We start from the raw sequence: 22,108 nt of genomic DNA, 5'->3' as shown, positions 1-22,108 counted from the left end.
CGACGCCGGACGCCGCCGTCACTAGCGTCGCCGCCGTGACCACGCTGACGCGCCCACCGGTGGGGGAGCTGCTGCGCTGCTGGCGGCAGCGCCGCCGGCTGTCCCAGCTGGACCTGGCCAACGACGCCGAGGTGTCCGCGCGGCACCTGAGCTTCCTGGAGACCGGCCGGGCGCGCCCGAGCCGGGACATGCTGATGCGGCTGGCCGAGCGGCTGGAGGTGCCGCTGCGGGAGCGCAACGAGCTGCTGCTGGCCGCCGGCTTCGCCCCCGCCTACGGGCGCCGGGCCCTCGACGCCCCCGACATGGCCGCCGTCACCCGGGCACTGGACCTGGTGCTGACCGCCTACGAGCCGTACCCGGCGCTGGTGGTCGACCGGTCGTGGGACCTGGTGACGGCGAACGGCAGCCTGGCGCCGTTCCTCGACGGCGTCGCGCCGCACCTGCTGGAGCCGCCGGCCAACGTGCTGCGGCTGAGCCTGCACCCCGACGGGCTGGCGCCGCGGATCGCCAACCTGCCGCAGTGGCGGGCGCACGTGCTGCACCGCCTGGGCCGCGAGGCGCACCTGACCGGCGACCCCGGGCTGGCCGCCCTGCACCGGGAGCTGACGGCGCTGCCCGGCGGCACCGACCGCTCGACGCCCGACGGGATCGCGGTGCCGCTGCGGGTGCACGCGGCCGGCGAGGTGCTGTCCCTGCTGAGCACCGTGACCACCTTCGGCACCGCCGTCGACCTCACCGCCGCCGAGCTGTCGGTCGAGGCGTTCCTGCCCGCCGACGAGCGGACCGCCGAGGTGCTGCGGGCGGTCCGTTCCACCGTGAGCGAACCCGCGCCTGCCCGCCGGGGAACGGGGTAGGGCAGCGGCACCCGACCCGAGGAGGACCCATGACCGAGGTTCCCGGCACCGACCGCGACCAGGCACGGGAGAACGTGCTGCACGAGACCCCGATCCGCCCGGAGGGCATCCACGAGGACACGTCCACCCGGGGCGACGACGACGAGACCGGCGAGGAGGTCAAGCCCCACTCGCACAGCACCCACCTCGACACCTCGGAGTGACGAAGGACCCCGCTGCCCCCCACCGCTCGCAGGCTCGCGGCGGGCCCCTGCAGCGGGGCCGCTCCGGTCCCCTCCTCGCACGAGAAGGGGACCGGGGGTGTCACAGGCGGTCGAACTCGTTGCTCGTCGCGCCGCCGGACAGCAGCGCGTAGCCCGGGCCGCGGTCGAAGAACGGCTCGTCGCCGGTGCGGGTGGCACGCATCTCCGCGCGGAGCGCGTCGGTCGCACCGGCGTCCGCCGTCCCGTCGTCGAGGACCACCACGCCGTAGTCCTCGCGCGCGCCGGTCACCGACACCTTGCGCCAGGCGACGTCGCGCACGACCTCCTCCACCGGCCGCTCGAGCGGGTCGCCCCACCCGCCGCCGCCGGTGGTGCGGATCCGCACCACGGTGCCGGCCGGCAGCGGCTCGGCGTCGGCCAGGGCGTCGACCTCGCGCTCGTCGGGGCCGCCCGGGTCGACGGTGACCTGGAACGGCCGCCCGGCCTTGCCGCCGTTGACGCCCCAGCAGGACAGGATCGAGCGGTCGGCGATCGACATGAAGTGCGCGTCGCGCAGCACGCGGACGTGCTTCTCGTAGCCGCAGCCGCCGCGGTACCGGCCCGGCCCCCCGGAGTCCAGCGCCAGGCCGAGGCGCTCCACCCGCAGCGGGAACCGCGACTCGGTGAACTCCGTCGGCAGGTTCCGCGAGTCCGGGACGACGTGGATGGTGTCCTCGCCGTCGGCGTAGTACCGCCCGCCCGAGCCGCCGCCGAGCACCTCGCGCATGAGGTAGGGCTGCCCGTCGGCGTCGGTGCCGTACACGCCGGTGTAGCGGATCGTCTCCTGGTCGGCGGGCATCCGGCCGCCGGTGGCCTTGGCCAGCACCCCGGCCAGCACGCCGAGCAGCCGCAGGATGACGAACGTGCGGGCGTTGGTCGGCGCGGGGAACACCGGGGTGAGCAGCGTGCCCTTCTCCGGGAAGCGCATCTCGATGAGCGGGACGACGCCCTCGTTGACGTCGAGCTCGGCCATCCGCTCGGGCGTCTCGGCCAGGTTGCGCAGGATGGGCGCCAGCCACTTCTTGAGGAAGTTGCCGTCGGCGTAGTCGCCGCAGTGGTTGATCGGTCCCTTCGCCTGCGGGCCGGTGCCGGTGAAGTCGATGACCAGCGGCGTCTCGCGGGTGGAGTCCATGGTGAGCGTGATCCGCTGCCGGTGCAGCTTCGGCGCCTCGACGCCGTCGTGCTCGGCGTAGTCCTCCCAGACGTAGGTGCCGTCGGGGATCTGCGACAGGATCTCCCGCCGGTAGACCTCGGTGGAGTTGGACAGGATCGCGTCGAAGCAGGCCTCGACGGCGGCCACGCCGTAGCGGTCGAACAGCTCGCCGAGCCGCCGGGCGCCGGCCAGGCAGGCCGAGCACTCGGCGTCGAGGTCGGCGGCCAGCGAGTCGGGCATCCGCGAGTTGCGCGTCATGATCGCCAGCGCCGCCCGGTTGGGCACGCCGCGGTCCCACAGCTTGATCGGGGGGACCATCAGGCCCTCCTCGTACACGCTGGTCGCCGCGCTGGGCATCGACCCGGGCACCGCGCCCCCGATGTCGTCGTGGTGGCCGAAGGCCTGCACGAACGCGACGACGCGCTCCTCGCTGCCGGAGGGGCCGTCCACGTGCGCGAACACGGGCACGGTCACGCACAGGTCGGGCAGGTGCCCGATCCCGCCCTCGGACAGGTAGACGTCGTTGTGGAAGAAGACGTCGCCGGGCGCCATGGTCTCGATCGGGTGGTCGCGCACCACCGGGTGCACCAGGGCCGAGTAGGAGCGGCCGGTGAGCTTGCGCAGCAGCCGGTCGTGGATGCCGGCGCGGAAGTCGTGCGCGTCGCGGATCATCGGCGAGCGGGAGGTGCGGCCGATCGCCGTCTCGACCTCCTTCTCGATCGCCGCCAGGGTGCCCGCGACGATCTCCACGAGCACCGGGTCGGCGGAGGTGCCGTTGTCGCGACGAAGGCTCACTGAGGTGTCCTCTCCAGCAGCAGGTTCCCGTGCCGGTCGACCGTGGCGGTGAAGCCGGGGTGCACCGGGACCGTCGACCCGAACTCCTCGACCACCGCCGGACCGGCGACGACGTCGTCCGGGCCGAGGCGGGCGCGGTCGTAGGTGGGGGTGTCCGTCCAGTCCTCGGCCCCCTCGTCACCGAACAGCACCGGCCGCGAGCCGGTGACCGCGCGCTCCACGCCGCCGTCGGCCGGCGGGAGCTCGGGCAGGTCGGGACGGCGGATCGGGCCGACGCCGGTCACCCGCAGGTTGACCCACTCGACGGCCTGGCGGGGGTCGGTGGCGAAGTCGTAGCCGTAGAGCTGCCGGTGCGCGGCGTGGAAGGCCGCCACCACCTGCTCCACGGCGGCGGGATCCAGCCTGCCCTCGGGCACCGGCACCCGCACCTCGAAGGCCTGGCCGACGTAGCGCAGGTCTGCCGTCCGCTGCACCCGCTGGTCGCCGCGGGCGAAGCCCTCGCCGTCCAGCGACTCCCGGGCGCGCTCCTCCAGGCCGGCGTACAGCGCGCGGACCCGGTCGAGGTCGAGGTCGGCGTGCCGGCTGATCGCCGTCTGCACGTGGTCGTTGCGGACGTCGACGGTGAGCAGCCCGAAGGCGCTGACGTTGCCCGGGTTCGGCGGCACCAGCGTGCGGGGCAGGCCGAGGACGTCCATGAGGCGGCAGGCCAGCAACGATCCGGAGCCGCCGAAGGTGGTGAGGGTGAAGTCGCGGACGTCGAGGCCGCGGGCCACCGTGACCTGGCGCAGCGCGTTGGCCTGGTTCCAGGCGGAGATCTCCAGGATGCCCAGCGCCGTGCGCTCCAGCGACAGCCCCAGCTTGCCGCCCAGCTCCTCGAGTCCCGACCGCGCGGCGTCCACCGACAGCGGGATCTCCCCGCCGAGCAGGTGCGGGGGGATGCGGCCGAGGACGACGTGCGCGTCGGTGACGGTGGGCTCGGCGCCGCCCGACGGGTAGCACATCGGCCCCGGGTCGGCGCCGGCCGAGCGTGGCCCGACCTTGAGCGTGCCCTCCGGCGACAGCCAGGCGATCGAGCCGCCCCCGGCGCCGACGGTGACGACGTCGATCATCGGGATCTTCGACGGGTAGTCACCGACGGAGCCCTCGGTGGTGAGCGCCGGCTCGCCGTCGACGACGACCGTGACGTCGGTGGAGGTGCCGCCGCCGTCGCAGGTGAGCACCCGGTCGAAGCCCGCCGTGCCGGCGATGAGCGCCGCACCCAGCGCGCCGGCCGCGGGGCCGGACAGCATCGTGGTGATCGGCTGGTGGACGACCTCGGCGGCCGACAGCACGCCGCCGTTGCTCTTCATCACGTAGAAGGGCACGCCGGGCGCGATCTCGTCGAGGCGGGTGCGGATGTTGGTGACGTAGGAGCCGACCCGGGGCTTGACCGCGGCGTCGACCAGCGTGGTCACCGACCGCTCGTACTCGCGGTACTCGCGCAGCACCTCGGAGCTGATGCTGACGACGGCGTCCGGGTGCTCCTCGCGCAGCACCTCCAGCATCGCCCGCTCGTGCGCGTCGTCGGCGTAGGCGTGCAGGAAGCAGACGCCGATCGTGGTGATGCCGGCGTCGCGGAAGAACCGGGCGGCGGCGACGGCGTCGTCGCGGTCGAAGGGGCGCACCTCGGCGCCGGTGTGGTCGAGCCGGCCGCGGACGGTGCGCACCAGGTCGGCGGGGACGATCCGCGGCGGCTTGACCCAGAAGTAGCTGTTGCCGTAGCCGTCGGGCACCGACTGCCGGGCGATCTCGAGCACCGACTCGTAGCCCTCGGTGGTGACGAAGCCGATCCGGTCGAGCTTGCCCTCGAGCAGCTGGTTGGTGGCCACGGTCGTGCCGTGGCTGACCGCGGTGACCGCGTCCCCGTCGAGGCCGAGTTGCGCGAGCACCTTGCGGACGCCGGTGAGGAAGCCCTCGGCGGGGTCGGCCGGTGTCGACGGCGTCTTGGTGGTGGCCGTGGCCCCCGTGTCCTCGTCGACGGCGACGACGTCGGTGAACGTGCCCCCGGTGTCGATGCCGATCCGCACCCGGCGAGCCGCTGCCATGCCCCGATACCTTAGTGCTGAGGGATCGGGCGGGGAAGTGCCGCGCCGGGACCGGTGGTGCCGTCCCGGACGAGTCCTGGCCGCCGGACCCGCCGGGCACGCCCGGGGAGCCGTCCCCGCGGACCCCGTGCCCGCCGCCGGGCCCCTCGCCGGCACCTGCGGCGACCCGGTGCCTGACCGGGACCGCGGGGCACCCCACCGGGGCACGGCATCGACGCCGGACCGTGCCCGTGGTCTGATCGAACCGCGGGCGACGAGGCCCCGGGAGGAGCCGTCATGGCCGACACGACCGAGGTGCACGACGAGCGCGAGGACCGCTTCGCCGGTCCGCGGGAGGTGCCGGCGGCGGACCTCGACGGTCCCGGCCGCGCCGGCTCCCCCGTCCGCGCCGTGCACGGTGCGCCGGGCTGAGTGGACGACCAGCTCGCGCAGGGCCTCGTCGAGGGCACCGACGCCCTCGTCACGGTCGTGGGCGCCGACGGCCGGATCCTGCTGGCCAACCCGGCCCTGCAGCGGTTCACCGGCCGCGGCGCCGACGAGCTGCTCGGGCTGCTCTTCTGGGACGTCTGGGTCGCCCCCGAGCACCGGGAGCTGGCCCGCGACGCCATCGAGCGGGCGATGGCGACCGGTCGGGCGTACCCCCAGGAGGGGGCCTGGCTGACCGCCGACGGCGGCCGCCGGCTGGTCGCGATGCGCAACAACGTGCTGACCGATCCGGACGGGCGGCCCTACGCCGTGGCCTGCGTCGGCTTCGACGTCACCGAGCAGCGCCGCCGGGAGGAGCAGCTGTCCCAGCGGGCGCGCACCGACCGGCTGACCGGCATCCCCAACCGGCAGACGTTCTTCGACGAGCTCACCCGGCAGCTGCAACCGGAGGCCGGCGACACCTGCGGGGTGCTGTTCTGCGACCTCGACGGCTTCAAGGGCGTCAACGACGTGCACGGGCACACCGTCGGGGACTCGGTGCTGGTGGAGGTCGCCGCCCGGCTGCAGTCGGCGGCCGGCCCCCGCGACGTCGTCGCCCGGTTCGGGGGCGACGAGTTCGTGGTGCTCTCCCCCTGCTGCGACGAGTCCGACGTGCGGGCACTGACGCGGTGGGTTGCCGAGCGCGTGTCCGCGCCGGTGCCCACCGTGGCCGGCCCGCTGCTGGTGGGCATGAGCATCGGGGGCACCGTCGGCCGTCCCGGTGACACGCCCGACGACGTCGTCGCCCGCGCCGACCGGGCGATGTACGGGGCCAAGACGCGGCAGCGGCGGCGCTCCGAGCGGTGACCGACCCCGGCCACCGCCCCGCGGCCTACCGGCGCGGGCGGCCGATGCCCGTCGCGTAGAGGACGGCGAGCACGGCGCCGGACGGCGCGAGCCAGATGAACCAGGGGTAGACGGCGTCGCCGTTGCCCAGCGAGACCAGCAGCCAGACGACGACGTTGACCGCCACCACGCTGGCCCAGACGGTGGCGAGCACCCGCATGGCGGTGCCGCCGCCGGTGTCGGAGAACACCCGGTGCCGCGGGGCCGGCGGTGGCGGGGGCGGCGGCTCGGGCAGGTCGAGGGTGACGCGCTGCAGCTCGCCGCGGGTGCACGCGGCCCAGACCGCCTGCACGCGCTCGTCGAACTCGTGCAGGTCGAGCTGGCCGGCGCCGACCGCGCGGTGCAGCCGGTCCTGGACGATCCTCCGCTCGACGTCGGACACCCGGAGGTCGACGCTGCGGACCGGTTCGGACATGCCGGTCATCGTGGCACCGGGACCTCCTCCGTGGGGTCCGCCGACCGGTGGACGCGTCAGTCCAGCAACGTGCGCAGGAGACGCGCGAGCTCGGCGCGCTCGGCGGCCGTCAGCCGGGCGACCAGCTCCCGGGAGTCGGCCCGGCGGGCGGCGTCGACCTCGGCCTGCACCCGCCGTCCCTCGTCGGTCGCGCGCAGCAGCACCGCCCGCCGGTCGGTCGGGTCGGCGGTGCGCTCCACCAGGCCGCGCTCCTGAAGCGCGTCGGCCACCTCGGTCGCCGAGCGCGGGGCGATGTGCAGCGTCCCGGCCAGGTCGGACAGCCGCGCGCCGTCCCGGGTGACCACGACCCGCAGCGCGCGGGCCTGGTGCGGCGAGAGCGCCCACGGCGCGAGCACGTCGCCCCACCGCCGGCGCTGGGTCCGGGCGGCGCGCAGGACGAGCTCGACGAGCTCGGTGCCGTCGTCGTCCGCCACGGGGGAACGGTAGCGGAGATCGTGTGGTTACCGGAAGGTGAGGTAGCCTCAGCACAATCCCAGGAGGTGGTCGCCATCAGCGAGATGGCCCAGGGTCGCGGGAGCGGCCCACCACGGGGCGGGTCCGGGCGGACCGTCGACCCCGCCGACCGTGCGCAGCTCGAACGCTCGCCGGTCCCCCTGCGCCGCGTGACGGCGCTGTTCCGCCCCTACCGCTGGCAGGTCGCGACGGTGGTCGCGCTCATCGTCGGCTCCTCCACCGTCGCCCTGGCCACGCCGTTCCTCGTCCGGCTGGTCATCGACGAGGCCCTGCCCCGGCAGGACGTGCGCCTGCTCGTGTGGGCGGTCGCCGCGATGGTCGCCGTCACCGCGGTCACCGCCGTCCTCGGCGTGGCGCAGACCTGGCTGTCGACGACGGTCGGCCAGCGGGTCATGCACGGCCTGCGGACGGCGGTCTTCGGCCACCTGCAGCGCCAGTCGCTGGGCTTCTTCACCCGCACGCGGGGCGGGGAGGTGCAGTCGCGGCTGACGCACGACATCGGCGGCATGCAGTCGGTGGTCACCTCGACGGCGACGTCCCTGGCGTCCAACACCACCACCGTCGTCGGCACCGTGGTCGCGATGGTGGCGCTGTCGTGGCGGCTGTCGCTGCTCTCGCTGGTCGTGCTGCCGCCGGCGATCGCGCTGACCCGCAAGGTCGCGCGGATGCGCCGGGCGGTCACCGCGGAGCGGCAGCGGCACCTGGCCGACCTGCACGGGCAGGTGGAGGAGGGGCTCTCCGTCAGCGGCGTGCTGCTGGGCAAGACGCTCGGCGCCGGCTCCGCAGCCTCGCGCCGGTTCGCCGACACGTCGGAGGGCCTCGTCGGCCTGGAGGTCCGCTCCCAGCTGGCTGGCCGCTGGCGGATGGCCACGATGAGCATCGTCTTCGCCGGCATCCCGGCGCTGATCTACCTGTTCGCCGGCCTGCCGGCGACCTCCGGCGGCATGACGATCGGCACGCTGGTCGCCTTCACCGCCCTGCAGGGCGCGCTGTTCCGCCCGCTCATGGGCCTGCTCGACGTCGGCGTCACGGTCACCAGCTCGATGGCGCTGTTCAGCCGGGTGTTCGAGTACCTGGACCTGCCGGTGGAGATCGACGACCCGGCCGACCCGGTGGAGCTCGACCCGGCCACCGTGCGCGGTGAGGTGCGCTGGGAGGGGGTCGGGTTCTCCTACCCCGACGGCGCCCGCCCGGCGCTCGACGGCGTCGACGTGACCGTCCCCGCCGGGACGACGCTGGCGCTCGTGGGCGAGACCGGCTCCGGCAAGTCGACGATGGCCTCGCTGGTCGCCCGGCTCGCCGACCCGACCACCGGCCGGGTGACGATCGACGGCGTCGACCTGCGCGAGCTGCGGCTGGCCACGCTCGCGCAGGTGGTCGGCGTCGTCTCGCAGGAGACCTACCTCCTGCACACGACCGTGCGGGAAAACCTGCGGCACGCCCGTCCCGGGGCGACCGACGCCGAGATCGAGGCGGCGGCCCGCCGGGCGCAGGTGCACGAGGTGATCGCGGCGCTGCCCGACGGCTACGACACGGTCGTCGGCGCCCGGGGCCACCGGTTCTCCGGCGGGGAGAAGCAGCGGCTGGCCATCGCCCGCACCCTGCTGCGCGACCCGCGGGTGCTCGTGCTCGACGAGGCGACCAGTGCACTCGACACCGCCACCGAGCGGGCGGTGCAGGCGGCGCTCGACGAGGCCCGCCGCGGGCGGACGACGATCACCATCGCCCACCGGCTCTCGACCGTGCGGCACGCCGACCGCATCGTCGTCCTCGACGCCGGCCGGGTGGCCGAGTCGGGCACGCACGCCGAGCTGGTCGCCCGCGGCGGCCGCTACGCCGGGCTGGTCGCCGCCGGGGACGGTGCCGGGGACGGTGCCCGGGACCTCCTCGCTGCCTAGGCGAACTCGACGGCCGCGAGGCGGACGTCCCGGAAGGCGGCCAGCCGCTCGGCCTGCTCCTCCACGGCGGCCCGCAGGGCGGGGGAGGACCGCGCCCACTCCTCGACGGTGACCGTCAGCGTCCTCCCGCTCTTCCGCGGCCGCCAGACGCCCGCGACCTCCCCGCCGGCCAGGACGGCGCCCGGCCGCCCCAGGGTCCGCCAGAGCTCCTTCCGGCGGGTCTCGTCGGCGACGACCGTCTCCCGGTCGCGCGCCTGCAGGAACAGGTCGAACGGGCCGAGCAGCCGGGTGACCGCAGGCGGCGCCGCGCCCAGCAGGGCGGCGTCGGCCGCGAGCAGCCAGCGCCGCTGCCCGTCGACCTCCACCTCGGCGACGTCGTCGGGCCAGTGCCGCTGGACGTCCTTCACCGGCGCGTCGAGGTAGCCGGCCACCTGTTGCGGCGTCGCCGGGCCGAGCAGGTGGAGGTACGCACGGACGACGTCGAGCCGGTCGGGGACGGTCGCGGCCGGCGTGAGCCCGGGGACCGGCTGCAGCACCGGCGGCGAGGTGCCCGGCTGCAGCTCCAGCCCCGCCCGCAGCGCCGCCAGACGGAACGGCTGCTCCCAGAGGTGGACGGCGTCGCAGGGCACGCAGAACCGGTTGTAGGGCCCGGGCTCGCCGTCGGTCATGAGCGCGTCCGACAGCCGCCGCGACATCTCGCCCTTGACCATCGGCTCGGTGACGATCCTGCGCATCGTCGCCGCGATGGTGTCCAGCGCGGTGAGCACGGGGATGCCGGCGGCCCGCAGCGGCTTCGCGGCGTCGAAGACGCGCTTGGCGGCGTCGGCCTCGGAGAACGGCGCGGTCGCGGCGGCGACGGCGGGCAGGTCGGCGCGGCGGTACAGGTGCGGGGCGCCGCGCAGCGTCCAGACGGTGACGAGCTCGCCGGGCCCGGGGACGACGCCGCGGATCGCCAGCGCCCACGGCGCGCCGTCGGGGCCGGTGTCCTGGACGCCGAGGTCGAGGACGGCGGTGTCGTCGACCGTGCCGGCGTCCCGGTCGAGCTGCTGGGCGCGGACGCGGTACGCGAGGACGTCGCGGGCCGAGGCCGTCCGGGGCGGTCCGGATCCGGTCACGGCCGCACGCTAGCGCCGGGGACCGACGTCCGCGGGGGCCGGCGCGGACGGGCGCCGGGTGCGGCGGACGCTCTTCACGGCGTACATCGCCGTGTCGGCGCGGGCGACCACGTCGTCGGGGTGCTCACCGGGCGAACCGGTGGCCGACCCGGTGCTCGCGCCGACCCGCACCGGGGTGCCGCCGAGGTCGAACTGCTCGTGCAGCAGCGCCTCGAGCCGCCGGGCCCGCGCGGCCAGGTCGTCGGCGTCCGTCCCGGGGGTGAGGACGACGAACTCGTCGCCGCCCAGGCGGGCCACGAACCCCTCGGGTCCGGCCAGCTCGCGCAGGCGGTCGGCGACGGCCACCAGCAGCCGGTCGCCAGCGGCGTGGCCGAACCCGTCGTTGACCGCCTTGAAGCCGTCCAGGTCGCAGAACAGCAGCCCGCAGCCCTCGCCGGTCCCGGCGTCGAGGCGGGTGGCCAGCAGCGCGAACAGCGCGCTCCGGTTGGCCACGCCGGTCAGCGGGTCGGTCATCGCCTGCTGCCACGCGCGGGCCTCGCGCTCCCGGTGCTCGGTGACGTCGATGCCGATGAAGGCGACGCCGTAGGGCCGGCCGTCGTCGTGGGACAGGACGCTCGTCTGCAGCTCGATGCGGCGGGCCGTGCCGTCCGCGTCGAGCCAGTCGACCTCCCCGGGGACCGCCGGCTGCCCGGCCGCGACCAGGGCCATCGCCGCCCGGGCGAGCTCGGCCTCCTGCGGGAGCGTGACGACCTCCCAGAACGGCGCTCCCACCAGCTCGTCGCGGTGCCGGCCGGTGAAGCGCTGCAGGGCGGGGTTGGCGAGCAGGACCTGGCCGGCGCTGTCACAGACGAGGACCAGGGCGGCCGTCGCCTCGAACGTGGCCCGTGCGAGGCCGTCGAGGGCGGTGGGCGTCACGGACACCGGAGCCGGGCGCGCGGGGGCCCCGGCGAGGTGGGGCCGTCGGGATGCGTGCACCGTGCGAACTCCTCCGGGCGGTCTGCTGTCTCCCTCTGCATCGACGCCGCCGGCTCCCGGCTCGAGCCGCCGTCACCCGATGGGGTGGCCTGCGTCCCCTAGCCTGGCGCGGTGCTCGACGGGCCGGTCACCTTCCGCCCGCTGACGCGCGCCGACCTGCCGCTGCTGGGCCGCTGGCTCGAGGAGCCGCTGGTGGCGCGCTGGTGGGCGCACGAGACCTCACCTGAGGCGCTGGAGGCCGACTTCGGCCCGGTGGTCGACGGCACCGACCCCGCCGAGGTGCTGCTGGCGCTGACCGGCGGGCGGCCGTTCGGGCTGGTGCAGCGGTACCGCATCGCCGACTTCCCCGAGTACGTCGAGGAGCTCGAGCCGGTGGTCGCCGTGCCGCCCGGGGCGCTGTCGATCGACTACCTGATCGGTGAGCCCGACGTGCGGGGCGGGGGAGCGGGCGCGGCGATGCTGGCGGCGTTCGTGGCCGACAGCTGGCCGCGGTACCCGGAGGCCGGCAGCGTGCTGGTGCCGGTGGCGGCGGGCAACGTCGCGTCCTGGCGGGCGCTGGAGCGGGCGGGCTTCGTGCGCGTGGCCGAGGGCCCGCTGACGCCGGACAACCCGGTCGACCCCCCGGACCACGTCCTCTACCTGCTGCACCGCCCGCCCGGCCGCTGACCGCCCGGCCGCCCGGCCGCTGACCGCCCGGCCGCCCGGCCGCTGGCCGCCCGGCCGGGTCAGGCGGGCTGGGCGAGCGGGTACAGCGGGGCGACGGGCGTGAGTGCCTCCGGCGGCCCGGGGCGGCCGTAGTACCAGCCCTGGCCGAGGTCCACGCCCATCTCGCGCAGCGCGGCGGCCTCGGCGGCGGTCTCGATGCCCTCGGCCACGACCGTGACGCCGCATCCGTGCCCGAAGGCCAGCAGCGACTCGACGAGCTTGGACAGCACCGGGTCGGTGTCCGCGCCGCTGACGATGCTGCGGTCCATCTTGATGACGTCGGGGTCGGTGACCACGATGTGCCGCAGCGACGAGAAGCCGGCACCGACGTCGTCGATGGCCAGCCGCATGCCGGCGGCGCGGAACGGCGCGAGCGCTGCGGTGAGCGCGGCGTAGTCCTCGACCCGGTCGTGCTCGGAGAGCTCGAGCAGCACACGGTCCAGCGGCAGGTCCCGCATGAGGGTGGTGAACCCCGGCGTCAGCAGGGTCTGCGGGGACACGTTCATCGCCACGTAGCCGCCGACCCGGTCCAGGTGGGCCGCCGCGCCGCGCAGGGCCAGCAGCTCCACCTCGTGGCCGCGGCCGACGCTGTGCGCCTCCTCGAAGACCACGTCGGGGGCCTTGCCCCACTCGCGCGGGAAGCGGCTGAGCGCCTCGGCACCCACCCGCACGCCGGTGGTGAGGTCGACGATGGGCTGCAGGACGACGCTCGGGCCGCCCGCGGTCACCAGCGGGTCGAGCCGGCCGTCGATGGCGTCGCGGCGCTGCTGCTCGCGGAGCTCCGGCTCGATGATCACCGACGCGGCCGAGGCCAGGACCTTCATGAGCGCCTCGTCGCGGCCGGTCAGCTCCTTGTCGGAGGTGAACCCGAACGCGCAGAAGGTGCCGTAGAGGCTGCCGTCGGACAGCGTGACCGGCGTCGAGACGTAGCTGCGGATCCGCGGGATCCGGGCCGCCGGCAGCGACATCGCGAGCGGGTAGCGCTTGACGTCGTCGATCACCGGGGGCAGGTCACCGTCGAGGATCTTCTGGCAGAACGAGGTGTCCTGCCGCGCCGTGGTCCCGTCCTTGAACAGCACCGGCACCCGGCTGTCGACGACCTCGAAGGTCTGGGTCGTGCCGTCCATCCGGCTGAGGAAGGCCACGCTCATCTGCAGCGACTTCCTCGCCGTGCGCAGCAGGTCGGCGATCTGCTGCTCGGCGTCGGTGCGCTGTCGGGCCATGGGGTGCTCCTCGTGCATGAGGCCGTCGTCCCCCGGCTGTTCGAGGGTGTCGCTCCCCCATCGGCGCCGGTCGGGCGCCACCGGAGCGCGTCCCGCCCCGCCCTCACCCGGACCGGTGACTTCCGGGCCCCGGCCCCGTCTCCTCTACCGACACCCGCACCCACCCGGAGGAGAACCCGATGCGCCCGCTCACCGTCACCACGTTCCTGACCCTCGACGGGGTCGCCCAGGCCCCCGGCGGACCGGAGGAGGACACCTCCGGCGGGTTCCCCTACGGCGGGTGGCTCGTGCCCTTCGCCGACGAGGCGTTCGGACAGCAGATGGACGCCTGGTTCCGCGGCGCCGAGGACTTCCTCCTCGGCCGGACGACGTACGAGATCTTCGCCGCGCACTGGCCGCACGTGGACCCCACCGGCGACCCGGTCGCGCAGCGCTGCAGACGAAGACCAAGCACGTGGCCTCGCGGACGCTGACGTCGCTCGAGTGGTCGTCGGCCCGGCTGCTCGGCGACGACGTCCCGGCCGCCGTCCGGGAGCTGAAGGCCGCCGACGGCGGCGAGCTGCAGGTCCACGGCTCGATCGGGCTCGTGCAGACGCTGCTCGCCGAGGACCTCGTCGACGAGCTCCGCACGATCGTCTTCCCCGTCGTGCTGGGCCGGGGCAAGCGGCTGTTCGAGGGCGGCGCCGCGCCGCGGACGTGGGAGACGGTCACCTCGGCCACCACCTTGACCGGTGCGGTCATGGCCGCCCACCGGCGCGTCGGCGAGGTCACGACCGGCTCCTACGCGCTGGATGACGCCTGAGTTGGTGTGATGCTCATGCCGCTTGGGGGTACGGTCGGCGGCAGTCGGTTGGAGAGTCCAACCGGCAGTCAGGAGGAACCGTGGACCTCGCTGCCACCGCCGCCCTGGTGACCGGTACCGACCGTCCCCTCGACCGGGCGGAGCGGGTGCTGGTCGTCGACCCGAGCTGGCGGTCGTTCAGCCACGTGCAGGGTGGCCTGGTGGTCGGGCACCTGCTGGCCGCCGCGGCCGACCTCGCCGGCGCGACGCCGCGGGCGGTGACCGCCCACCTGCTCGCGGGGGTGGAGCCGTCGGCCGAGGCCTCGGTGGCGGTCACGGCCGACCGCGCGGGGACCACCGGCAGCGTGCGCGCCACGATGAGCCAGCACGGCCGCCTCGCCGCCGTCGCCCAGGTCCTCACGCTGGCCCGCCCGGCCTCCCCCGTTGCGGAGGCGGCGCCCGTGCCGGTCCCGCCGGTCGCCGACGGCGTGCCGTTCGCCCTGCCCCGGGACCTCGTGCCGATCGCCGACCACACGTCCATCCGGGCGCTGGGCTCCTCGCGGCCCCTGGCCGGCGGGGCCGAGCCCCGGCTGACCGCGTGGGTGCGCATCGACGGCGATCTGGAACCGCTGGTGCAGCTCGGGGTGCTGCTCGACGCGCTGCCGCCGTCGCTGTTCGCCGTCCGCACCACCCCGGCGGTGCTGCCGACCGTCGAGCTCACCGCTCACCTGGCCGGCCCACCCCCGGCCGGCAGCGCCTGGGTGCTGGTCGACCAGGTCACCACCTGGGCAGACGACGACCTCGCGGTCGACGACGCCGAGCTGCGTGCCGAGGACGGCTCCCTCGTGGCCCGCGCCCGCCAGACGCGGCGGCTGCTGTCCCGCTGAGGCCGGCTCGCGCCCGGCCGGTCCGCTCAGGCCCGGCCGGGGCCGTCGAGCAGCCCGGCTTCGTGGGCGAGGATCGCTGCCTGGGTGCGGTTGGCCAGGTCGAGCTTGGTGAGCAGCCGCGAGACGTAGGTCTTCACGGTCGCCTCGCTGACGAACAGCCGCCGGGCGAGCTCGGCGTTGGACTCCCCGCTGCCCAGCATCGACAGCACCTCGCGCTCGCGCTCGGAGAGCCTGGCCACCCGCTGCAGCGCCTCGGTCCGCTTCGGCACCGTGCGCCGGTCGACGTAGGAGGCGATGAGCCCGGCGGTCACGGCAGGGGAGAGGGTCGCCGTCCCGTCGGCCACCGCCCGCACGGCGGCGGCGATCTCCCGCGGCGGGGTGTCCTTGAGCAGGAAGCCGGCCGCGCCGGCGGCGAGCGCCGCGTAGACGTACTCGTCGACGTGGAAGGTGGTCAGCACCGCGACCTGCGGCGGGTCGGGCAGCGCCAGGATCTCCCGGGTCGCGGTCAGGCCGTCGGTGCCGGGCATGCGGATGTCGGTGAGGACGACGTCGGGCCGGAGCTCTCGCGCGGCGGCCACCGCGGCCGCGCCGTCGCCGGCCTCGCCGACGACGTCCATGTCGCCGGCCGCCTCCAGCACGGTGCGCAGCCCGAAGCGGACGAGCTCCTCGTCGTCGACGAGCAGCACCCGGATCCGGCGCTGGGCGGGCCGGTCGCTCACGCCGGCAGCACCGCCTCGACGGCGAAGCCGCCGTCCAGCCGCGGCTCGGCCTGCAGCCGGCCACCGAGAGTGCGCACCCGCTCGCCCAGCCCGACCAAGCCGAAGCCACCGCCGGGCACCCTCCCCGGCCGTTGCGACGGACGGCCGTTGACCACCCGGAGGCGCAGCTCGCCGGGGCACCGCTCGACGACGACGTCCACCGGTGCGTCCGGGGCGTGCTTGCCGGCGTTGGTCAGCGCCTCCTGCACGATGCGGTACGCCGCCCGGCCGACGACGGGGTCGACCGGTGCGGTCCCCTCCGCGGGCCCGGTCCACTGCACGGTCATCCCCGCCTCCCGGGCGGCCTCGACGAGCCGCGGCAGGTCGGCCAGCTCCGGCTGGGGGCCCAGGGGCGCCGCCTCGTCGAGTTCCCCGGCGCGTAGCACCCCGACCATCTGCCTCAGCTCCTCCAGCGCCCGCCGTCCCGCGGCCTGCACCTGCCCGGCCAGCTGCTCCACCCGCTCGGGGTCGCGCGCCGCGACCTCGATGGCCCCGGCCTGCAGCACCATGAGGCTCACCCGGTGGCCGACGGCGTCGTGCATCTCGCGGGCGATCCGTGTCCGCTCGGTCAGCACGGCCTCCCTCGCCATCAGCTCGCGCTCGGCCTCGGCCCGCTCTACCCGGCCGGTCAGCGCGGCGACCAGCTCCGCGCGCGTCCGCGCCCACGCGCCCAGCGCTCCGGGCAGCAGGACGACCACCAGGGCGCCGCCGACGGCGCCGACCCACCCGTTGGCCGTGCTCAGCGTCCACGGTTGGGCGACGGCGACGGCGCCCACGGCCGCCGCCGCCGCGCGCACCGGCCAGCGGTCCTCGTACCTGCCGACGGCGTAGGCGGTGAACAGGCTGGCGACGGTGACCGCAGGTGAGAGGGCCGACAGGGCGGCGCCGATCGTGAACGGGACCAGCGGCGCGCGGCGGCGCAACAGCGCGAGGGTGACGACGAGGAGGACGGTCCCCGGGACGACCACGACCAGGGCGCCGCTGTCCGGTGCCGCGGCCGACAGCCCGACGGCGATCGTGCCGAGCAGGGCGAGGGCGACCTCGAACCCGACGCTGCGCGGCCCGAGGCCCGGCCACAGCCGTGCGCGGAGCCCCATGCCGCGGAGCGTAGGACGCTCCGCCGTCCCTGCGGGTCGCCCGTCGGTCGCCGCCGACGTCACCGTTCGGATGACACGACTCACGACTCCTGGCGCTCCAGGTCGAGCCCCGCGGCCGACGCGGTCGGGGCCCTGCCGGAGCCAGTCTCGTCGCAGTGACCGGACGGGCCGGTCAGCGACCGAGGAGGTCCCCGTGATCGAGGTCAGCGGACTGACCAAGCAGTACGGATCCCGGACCGTCGTCGACGACGTGTCCTTCGCGCTGGACCCCGGCACCGTGACCGGCTTCCTCGGCCCGAACGGCGCCGGCAAGTCGACGACGATGCGGATGATGACCGGCCTGGTGCCGGCGACCGCGGGCACGGCGCTGGTCGACGGGCGGCCCTACCGCGAGCTCCCCAACCCCGGCGCCGTCGTCGGCACGCTGCTCGACGCCTCCGCCGTCCACCCGGGCCGGACCGGGCGGACCCATCTCCGGCTGCTCGCCTCGGCGATCGGGGTGCCGGCGTCGCGGGTCGAGGAGGTGCTCGGTCTCGTCGGGCTCGAGGACGCCGCCCGCCGGCGGATCGGCGGCTACTCGCTCGGCATGCGGCAGCGGCTGGGCATCGCCGGCGCGCTGCTCGCCGACCCCCCGGTGCTCGTGTTCGACGAGCCGGCCAACGGTCTGGACCCCGAGGGCATCCGCTGGATGCGCGACCTGCTGCGCGGGCACGCCGCCCGCGGCGGCACGGTGCTCCTGTCGAGCCACCTGCTCGGCGAGGTGGAGCACACCGTCGACCGGCTGCTGGTGATCGGCGCCGGACGGGTCGTGGCCGACGCCCCGGTCGCCGACCTGCTCGGCGCCGACGGGACGGCGGTCCACGCCGCCGACCCCGCGGCCCTCGCCCGCGCCCTCGAGGCGGCCGGGTTCCACGTGCAACACGGTGCCGACGGCGCGCTGGTGGTGCCCGGCGCGGACCCGGGTGCCGTGGGTGCCGTCGCCGCGGCCGGCGGACACGTGCTCACCGACCTGCGGCCGGTGCAGCGCGGCATCGAGGACCTGTTCTTCCAGCTCACCGCCGCCGCCTGAATGCCTCCGCTCCTCCCCCTGTCCCTCCCTCCCTTCCTGGAGCACGTCATGACCGCCACCCTGACTCCCTCCGTCGCTCATCCCGTCGTCCGTACCGGCGCCGCCTCGCCGGCCACGCTGGTCGGCATCGAGCTCCGCAAGTCCCTGTCCACCCGCTCCGGCAGGACGCTGGCGGTGGCCGCAGCCGTGCTGGCCCCCGTCATCACGGCCGTGCTGGCCCTCACCAGCGACGACGACCTGGGGTCGGCTAGCGGACCGGTCGGTGCCATGGGTCTGGTCACCGTCCTCGTCCTGCTGTCCCTCGGGGTGCTGTCGACCGCCGGTGAGTGGACCCACCGGACGGTGCAGACCACCTTCCTGCTGGTCCCGCAGCGCGGCCGGGTCCTGGCCGCCAAGGCGGTCGCCACCGCCCTGCTCGGGGCGGCCGTCGCCGCAGCGTCGACGGCCGCCACCGTCGGGGTGCTCGCGGTGGCCCCGGTCGGGGACCTGTCCTGGGACGGCGTCCCACGGGCGGTCGGCGTCGTCGTGGCGGCCGGCGCGACGTTCGCGGTGATCGGTGCCGGCATCGGGGCAGCGGTGGCCAACTCGCCCGCGGCGCTGACCGGGACCTACCTGGCCCTCCTCGGCGTCATGCCGGTCCTGCGCCTGTCCCAGCCGGGGCTCGCCGAGAAGGCCGACCCGGTCGACGCGGTGCTCAGCCTCGCCACCGGCCACGGCGGCGCCACTCAGGTGCTCGTCCTGACCGGCTGGGTCGTCGTCAGCACGGTCGCGGGCGCCGTCGTCACCCGTCGCCGAGCGGTGGCCTGAGCCCGCTCCCGACCCCGCTCCGACACCCTGCCTCGGGCGGACCCGGCTCCGGCCGGGACCGCCCCGGGCGCGTCCGGCCCTCGGCGGCGGTCCGGATGGCGTCGAGGTGCTCCCGCCGACGGCGCGGGCCGGGTGACGGCGACCCGGCGTTCCCGCGGGAACGCCGGGAGATGGTCCCGGGGACGTCAGGACTCAGTCGAGGCCGCCCCGGGCGACGAGCTGGCGGGCGATGACGTCGCGCTGGATCTCGTTGGTGCCCTCGCCGACGATCATCAGCGGGGCGTCGCGGAAGTACCGCTCGACGTCGAACTCGGTCGAGTAGCCGTGGCCGCCGTGCACCCGGATGGCGTCGAGCGCGATCCGCATCGCCGCCTCCGAGGCGAACAGCTTGGCCATCCCGGCCTCCATGTCGCACCGGGCGCCGGACTCGTAGCGCTCGGCGGCGTACTGCACGAGCTGGCGGGCCGCGGTCAGCGAGGTGGCCATGTCGGCGAGCAGGTTGCCCACCGACTGGTGCTGCCAGATCGGCTTGCCGAAGCTCTCCCGGACCTGTGCGTAGGCCAGCGCGTCGTCGAAGGCCGCCTGCGCCACCCCCACCGCCCGCGCCGCCACTTGGATCCGGCCGGTCTCCAGCCCGGTCATCATCTGCGCGAACCCGCGGCCCTCGACCCCGCCCAGGACGGCGTCGGCCGGCGCCCGGTACCCGTCGAACACCAGCTCGCAGCTCTCCACGCCCTTGTAGCCGAGCTTGGGCAGGTCCCGCGAGACGGTCAGCCCCGGCCCGTGCTCCACCAGCAGCACCGACACCCCGCGGTGCCGCGGCGCAGCCGCCGGGTCGGTCTTGCACAGCAGCGCGATCAGCTGCGACCGCCGCGAGTTGGTGATCCACGTCTTCGCGCCGTCGACGACGTACCCGTCCCCGTCCCGGCGCGCGACCGTCGTCATCGCCTGCAGGTCCGACCCGCCGCCGGGCTCGGTCAGCGCCATCGTCGCGCGCACCTCGCCGGTCGCCATCCGCGGCAGCCAGCGGTCCTGCTGCTCCCGCGTCCCGAACGCGACCAGCAGCTTGGCGACGACGGTGTGCCCGCCCATCGCGCCGGCCAGCGACATCCACCCGCGGGCCAGTTCGGCGGTGACCAGCGCGTAGCAGGGCATCGACACCGGCGCCTCGCCCCACGGCTCCGGCACCGCCAGCCCGAAGACGCCGAGCTCCCGCATCCGCCCGATCAGCGCCTCGGGGTAGGTGCCGGCGTGCTCGAGCTCGCGGACGACGGGCCGCACCTCGCGGTCGACGAACGTCCGCACCGTGGCGACGACGTCGCGCTCCTCGGCGCTGAGCCCGCTCACGCGGCGGCGCCCAGCGACACGGTGCCGGTGGCCGACGCGGGAGCCCCCACCGCCCCGGCCGTCAGCTCGACCCGGTCGCCGTCGAACCGCCCGGCCGCCCGCACGGGGGTGCCCGCGTAGGCGGGCCGAACCAGCCGGTGCGCGAACGACGTGACGGACCGGTCCGGGACGTGCCGGCGGGCGACCTCGAGCATCAGCAGCGCGAGCAGCGGCCCGTGCACCACCAGGCCCGGATGGCCCTCGACGCCGGTCGCGTACGGCGCGTCGTAGTGGATGCGGTGCGCGTTGTAGGTCAGCGCGCTGAACCGGAACAGCAGCGCCTCGTCCGGCAGCACCTCCACCGCGGGCCCGCCCTCGACGGCCGGCACCCCAGCCCCGGCCGGCGCCGGGGAGGAGCCCGCCTCCTGCGACCGGTAGACGACGTCCTGCTCCTCGGCGACCAGCAGCGCGCCGTCGGCCCGGTACTCGCTGCGAACGGTGACGAGCAGCAGCGGGCCGGTGCGGCCCTTCCGCACCGAGCAGCCGGCCAGCGACGACGTCCGCGTCACCTCCGAGCCCACCCGCAGCGGCGCGGTCACCGTCAGCCGCCCGCCGGCGATCATCCGGCGCCGGTGCGGTACCGGCGGCAGGAAGTGCCCGTCGCGCGGGTGGCCGTCCTCGCCGAGGCCGGCGGTGGCCGGGCGGTCGAGGAAGATGAACACGTGCCAGCCCGGCGGCAGCGGGTCGCCGTCGGCCAGCGGGGGAGTGGGCCGGTCGAGCAGGGCGGCGAAGGCGGCCGCCGGCCCGGGCGCGACCACGGCGGTGTCGGTCCGCGGGCCGGGAGCCCAGCCCTCGACGGCGGCGGCGAGGAGCGTCACGGCGCCATCGTGCCGTGTGCCGTGTGCCGTGTGCCGTGTGCCGTGTGCCGCCGTGCCAGGTGTGACGCGTCCCGCACCCCGGAAGAAGGCGGCGCCGCCAGGTGTCGAACCGGCGTGGACCTGTTCTCCCCCGTGACCCTCGGCGACCTCGAGCTCGCCAACCGCGTGGCCATGGCGCCGCTGACCCGCATGCGCTCCGGCCGCGAGGGCGTCCCCGGCGACCTCGTCGTCGACCACTACGCGCAGCGCGCCGGCGTCGGCCTCATCGTGGCCGAGGGCACCTACCCGAACTCCGAGTCGCAGGCGTTCGTCGGCCAGCCCGGCATCGTCACCGACGAGCAGGTGGCCGGCTGGCGCCGCGTCGCCGACGCGGTGCACGCCCGCGGCGGCCGGATCGTCCTGCAGGTCATGCACGGCGGCCGGGTCTCCCACCCCGACACCAACGGCGGCCGCCGCATCGTCGCCCCCAGCGCGATCGCCATCGACGGCCTGGCGCGCACGAGCACCGGCAAGCAGCCCTATCCCGTGCCGCACGCCCTGACCACCGCGGAGGTGCGCGACGTCGTCCGCGACTTCCGCCGTGCCGCCGAGCGCGCCGTCGAGGCCGGGCTGGACGGCGTGGAGGTCCACGGCGCGAACGGCTACCTGCTGCACGAGTTCCTGGCGCCGTCGTCCAACGTCCGCGACGACCAGTACGGCGGCAGTCCGGAGAACCGCGCCCGCCTCGTCGCCGAGGTGGTCACCGCCGTGGCCGGGGCGATCGGCGCCGGCCGCGTGGGCCTGCGCATCTCGCCCGAGCACGGCATCCAGGACGCCCTCGAGCCCGACCGGGACGACGTCCTCGCCACCTACGGCGCGCTGCTCGACCGGCTGCGCCCGCTGGGCCTGGCCTACCTGTCGGTGCTGCACCGCGAGCCGGCCGGGGACCTGGTGCAGGAGCTGCGCCGCCGCTCCGGCGTCGCGCTGATGGCCAACAGCGGCTTTGGCAGCGTCACCACCCGCGAGGAGGCCGTGGCGCTGATCGACGCCGCCCACGCCGACGTCGTCGCCGTGGGCCGGGCGCTCATCGCCAACCCGGACCTGGTGGAGCGCTGGGCCGGGCAGCACCCGGAGAACGAGATCCGGTCGCACCTGTTCTACAGCTCCGGCGCCGAGGGCTACACCGACTACCCGGTCCTGCGCGCGGGCTGAGCCGCCGCCGGTGCGCCGTCCCGGGAGCCCC

The 22,108-nt window shown here is 75.7% G+C and carries 23 protein-coding genes; 12 read left to right on the top strand and 11 right to left on the bottom strand.

Annotation, left to right across the window (positions count from 1 at the left end; all coding sequences use genetic code 11):
- Positions 1 to 35: 35 nt before the first annotated feature.
- Together BM165_RS21490 and BM165_RS24985 are read left to right on the top strand one after the other, a co-directional pair.
- Entirely contained in the window at positions 36 to 854 is an 819-nt protein-coding gene (locus BM165_RS21490) for a helix-turn-helix domain-containing protein (protein WP_075015587.1), read from the top strand.
- Between the two features lie 29 nt (positions 855 to 883).
- On the top strand, positions 884 to 1,057 hold the full coding sequence (locus BM165_RS24985; protein WP_177225277.1) for a hypothetical protein: 174 nt from the start codon (positions 884 to 886) through the stop codon (positions 1,055 to 1,057).
- A gap of 100 nt (positions 1,058 to 1,157) precedes the next feature.
- Here the strand turns inward: BM165_RS24985 and BM165_RS21485 are convergent, their stop codons facing one another.
- Both BM165_RS21485 and BM165_RS21480 read right to left on the bottom strand, forming a co-directional pair.
- A complete protein-coding gene (locus BM165_RS21485; protein WP_075015586.1) occupies positions 1,158 to 3,044 on the bottom strand; it encodes a hydantoinase B/oxoprolinase family protein in 1,887 nt (628 codons plus the stop codon).
- Positions 3,041 to 5,128 (bottom strand): hydantoinase/oxoprolinase family protein, encoded by a 2,088-nt coding sequence (locus tag BM165_RS21480; protein WP_075015585.1) that lies wholly within the window; start codon positions 5,126 to 5,128, stop codon positions 3,041 to 3,043. The genes BM165_RS21485 and BM165_RS21480 overlap by 4 nt, the downstream gene beginning before the upstream one ends.
- A gap of 276 nt (positions 5,129 to 5,404) precedes the next feature.
- Between BM165_RS21480 and BM165_RS26160 the strand changes: the two genes are divergently transcribed.
- On the top strand, positions 5,405 to 5,539 hold the full coding sequence (locus BM165_RS26160; RefSeq protein ID WP_280140743.1) for a hypothetical protein: 135 nt from the start codon (positions 5,405 to 5,407) through the stop codon (positions 5,537 to 5,539).
- Complete coding sequence (locus BM165_RS21475; RefSeq protein WP_075015584.1) at positions 5,540 to 6,400, top strand: GGDEF domain-containing protein; 861 nt, start codon at positions 5,540 to 5,542, stop codon at positions 6,398 to 6,400.
- 25 nt (positions 6,401 to 6,425) lie between these two features.
- On the opposite strand, the gene BM165_RS21470 is transcribed toward BM165_RS21475, so the two are convergent.
- Both BM165_RS21470 and BM165_RS21465 read right to left on the bottom strand, forming a co-directional pair.
- Complete coding sequence (locus BM165_RS21470) at positions 6,426 to 6,854, bottom strand: DUF1707 SHOCT-like domain-containing protein (RefSeq protein ID WP_177225276.1); 429 nt, start codon at positions 6,852 to 6,854, stop codon at positions 6,426 to 6,428.
- Between the two features lie 56 nt (positions 6,855 to 6,910).
- Positions 6,911 to 7,327 (bottom strand): MarR family winged helix-turn-helix transcriptional regulator, encoded by a 417-nt coding sequence (locus BM165_RS21465; RefSeq protein ID WP_075015582.1) that lies wholly within the window; start codon positions 7,325 to 7,327, stop codon positions 6,911 to 6,913.
- Positions 7,328 to 7,393: 66 nt separating this feature from the next.
- Between BM165_RS21465 and BM165_RS21460 the strand changes: the two genes are divergently transcribed.
- Positions 7,394 to 9,265, top strand: coding sequence for an ABC transporter ATP-binding protein (locus BM165_RS21460; protein ID WP_280140742.1), 1,872 nt, complete (start codon positions 7,394 to 7,396; stop codon positions 9,263 to 9,265).
- Here BM165_RS21460 and BM165_RS21455 read toward each other — a convergent pair.
- Entirely contained in the window at positions 9,262 to 10,380 is a 1,119-nt protein-coding gene (locus BM165_RS21455; RefSeq protein ID WP_075015581.1) for a winged helix DNA-binding domain-containing protein, read from the bottom strand. The two genes, BM165_RS21460 and BM165_RS21455, sit on opposite strands and share 4 nt — an antisense overlap.
- A gap of 9 nt (positions 10,381 to 10,389) precedes the next feature.
- Positions 10,390 to 11,295 (bottom strand): GGDEF domain-containing protein, encoded by a 906-nt coding sequence (locus tag BM165_RS21450; protein WP_244274385.1) that lies wholly within the window; start codon positions 11,293 to 11,295, stop codon positions 10,390 to 10,392.
- A gap of 171 nt (positions 11,296 to 11,466) precedes the next feature.
- Between BM165_RS21450 and BM165_RS21445 the strand changes: the two genes are divergently transcribed.
- On the top strand, positions 11,467 to 12,021 hold the full coding sequence (locus tag BM165_RS21445) for a GNAT family N-acetyltransferase (protein WP_075015580.1): 555 nt from the start codon (positions 11,467 to 11,469) through the stop codon (positions 12,019 to 12,021).
- Positions 12,022 to 12,080: 59 nt separating this feature from the next.
- Here BM165_RS21445 and BM165_RS21440 read toward each other — a convergent pair whose 3' ends face one another.
- Complete coding sequence (locus BM165_RS21440) at positions 12,081 to 13,283, bottom strand: EAL domain-containing protein (RefSeq protein ID WP_075015697.1); 1,203 nt, start codon at positions 13,281 to 13,283, stop codon at positions 12,081 to 12,083.
- A gap of 179 nt (positions 13,284 to 13,462) precedes the next feature.
- Between BM165_RS21440 and BM165_RS25275 the strand changes: the two genes are divergently transcribed.
- From BM165_RS25275 to BM165_RS21430, 3 genes are all read left to right on the top strand, one after another.
- Positions 13,463 to 13,756, top strand: a complete 294-nt coding sequence (locus tag BM165_RS25275; RefSeq protein WP_208976831.1) for a dihydrofolate reductase family protein — start codon at positions 13,463 to 13,465, stop codon at positions 13,754 to 13,756.
- Positions 13,738 to 14,085, top strand: coding sequence for a dihydrofolate reductase family protein (locus BM165_RS25270; RefSeq protein WP_208976830.1), 348 nt, complete (start codon positions 13,738 to 13,740; stop codon positions 14,083 to 14,085). The genes BM165_RS25275 and BM165_RS25270 overlap by 19 nt, the downstream gene beginning before the upstream one ends.
- Positions 14,086 to 14,165: 80 nt before the next feature.
- Positions 14,166 to 14,951: an acyl-CoA thioesterase domain-containing protein gene (locus tag BM165_RS21430; RefSeq protein WP_177225275.1), complete on the top strand. Its 786-nt coding sequence runs from the start codon at positions 14,166 to 14,168 to the stop codon at positions 14,949 to 14,951.
- Between the two features lie 26 nt (positions 14,952 to 14,977).
- Here the strand turns inward: BM165_RS21430 and BM165_RS21425 are convergent, their stop codons facing one another.
- Together BM165_RS21425 and BM165_RS21420 are read right to left on the bottom strand one after the other, a co-directional pair.
- Positions 14,978 to 15,670, bottom strand: coding sequence for a response regulator transcription factor (locus tag BM165_RS21425; protein WP_244274384.1), 693 nt, complete (start codon positions 15,668 to 15,670; stop codon positions 14,978 to 14,980).
- Positions 15,667 to 16,806: a sensor histidine kinase gene (locus tag BM165_RS21420; RefSeq protein WP_083427587.1), complete on the bottom strand. Its 1,140-nt coding sequence runs from the start codon at positions 16,804 to 16,806 to the stop codon at positions 15,667 to 15,669. The genes BM165_RS21425 and BM165_RS21420 overlap by 4 nt, the downstream gene beginning before the upstream one ends.
- A gap of 193 nt (positions 16,807 to 16,999) precedes the next feature.
- On the opposite strand from BM165_RS21420, the gene BM165_RS21415 reads away from it, so the two are divergent.
- Together BM165_RS21415 and BM165_RS21410 are read left to right on the top strand one after the other, a co-directional pair.
- Positions 17,000 to 17,875: an ABC transporter ATP-binding protein gene (locus tag BM165_RS21415; RefSeq protein ID WP_075015579.1), complete on the top strand. Its 876-nt coding sequence runs from the start codon at positions 17,000 to 17,002 to the stop codon at positions 17,873 to 17,875.
- A 48-nt stretch (positions 17,876 to 17,923) separates the two neighbouring features.
- Positions 17,924 to 18,682, top strand: coding sequence for a hypothetical protein (locus tag BM165_RS21410; RefSeq protein ID WP_143108270.1), 759 nt, complete (start codon positions 17,924 to 17,926; stop codon positions 18,680 to 18,682).
- A gap of 192 nt (positions 18,683 to 18,874) precedes the next feature.
- Here the strand turns inward: BM165_RS21410 and BM165_RS21405 are convergent, their stop codons facing one another.
- Positions 18,875 to 20,029, bottom strand: coding sequence for an acyl-CoA dehydrogenase family protein (locus BM165_RS21405; protein ID WP_075015577.1), 1,155 nt, complete (start codon positions 20,027 to 20,029; stop codon positions 18,875 to 18,877).
- On the bottom strand, positions 20,026 to 20,886 hold the full coding sequence (locus BM165_RS21400) for an HTD2 family dehydratase (RefSeq protein ID WP_075015576.1): 861 nt from the start codon (positions 20,884 to 20,886) through the stop codon (positions 20,026 to 20,028). Before BM165_RS21400 ends, BM165_RS21405 begins: the two co-directional genes overlap by 4 nt.
- Positions 20,887 to 21,000: 114 nt before the next feature.
- Here BM165_RS21400 and BM165_RS21395 point away from each other — a divergent pair, with 114 nt between their 5' ends.
- Positions 21,001 to 22,077: an alkene reductase gene (locus tag BM165_RS21395; RefSeq protein ID WP_075015575.1), complete on the top strand. Its 1,077-nt coding sequence runs from the start codon at positions 21,001 to 21,003 to the stop codon at positions 22,075 to 22,077.
- Positions 22,078 to 22,108: the final 31 nt, after the last annotated feature.

The sequence above is a fragment of the Geodermatophilus obscurus genome, assembly GCF_900115395.1.
GTDB lineage: Bacteria > Actinomycetota > Actinomycetes > Mycobacteriales > Geodermatophilaceae > Geodermatophilus > Geodermatophilus obscurus_B.
Note: the sequence above shows the minus strand (reverse complement) of the source record. Positions and strands in the feature narration are given on the sequence as shown.

What these genes read in the sequence shown, in the direction of transcription:
- BM165_RS24985 (WP_177225277.1), top strand. Translation starts at nt 884, where the DNA reads ATGACCGAGGTTCCCGGCACCGACCGCGACCAGGCACGGGAGAACGTG.
- BM165_RS21480 (WP_075015585.1), bottom strand. Translation starts at nt 5,128, where the DNA reads ATGGCAGCGGCTCGCCGGGTGCGGATCGGCATCGACACCGGGGGCACG.
- BM165_RS26160 (WP_280140743.1), top strand. Translation starts at nt 5,405, where the DNA reads ATGGCCGACACGACCGAGGTGCACGACGAGCGCGAGGACCGCTTCGCC.
- BM165_RS21470 (WP_177225276.1), bottom strand. Translation starts at nt 6,854, where the DNA reads ATGTCCGAACCGGTCCGCAGCGTCGACCTCCGGGTGTCCGACGTCGAG.
- BM165_RS21440 (WP_075015697.1), bottom strand. Translation starts at nt 13,283, where the DNA reads ATGGCCCGACAGCGCACCGACGCCGAGCAGCAGATCGCCGACCTGCTG.
- BM165_RS25275 (WP_208976831.1), top strand. Translation starts at nt 13,463, where the DNA reads ATGCGCCCGCTCACCGTCACCACGTTCCTGACCCTCGACGGGGTCGCC.
- BM165_RS21420 (WP_083427587.1), bottom strand. Translation starts at nt 16,806, where the DNA reads ATGGGGCTCCGCGCACGGCTGTGGCCGGGCCTCGGGCCGCGCAGCGTC.
- BM165_RS21410 (WP_143108270.1), top strand. Translation starts at nt 17,924, where the DNA reads ATGACCGCCACCCTGACTCCCTCCGTCGCTCATCCCGTCGTCCGTACC.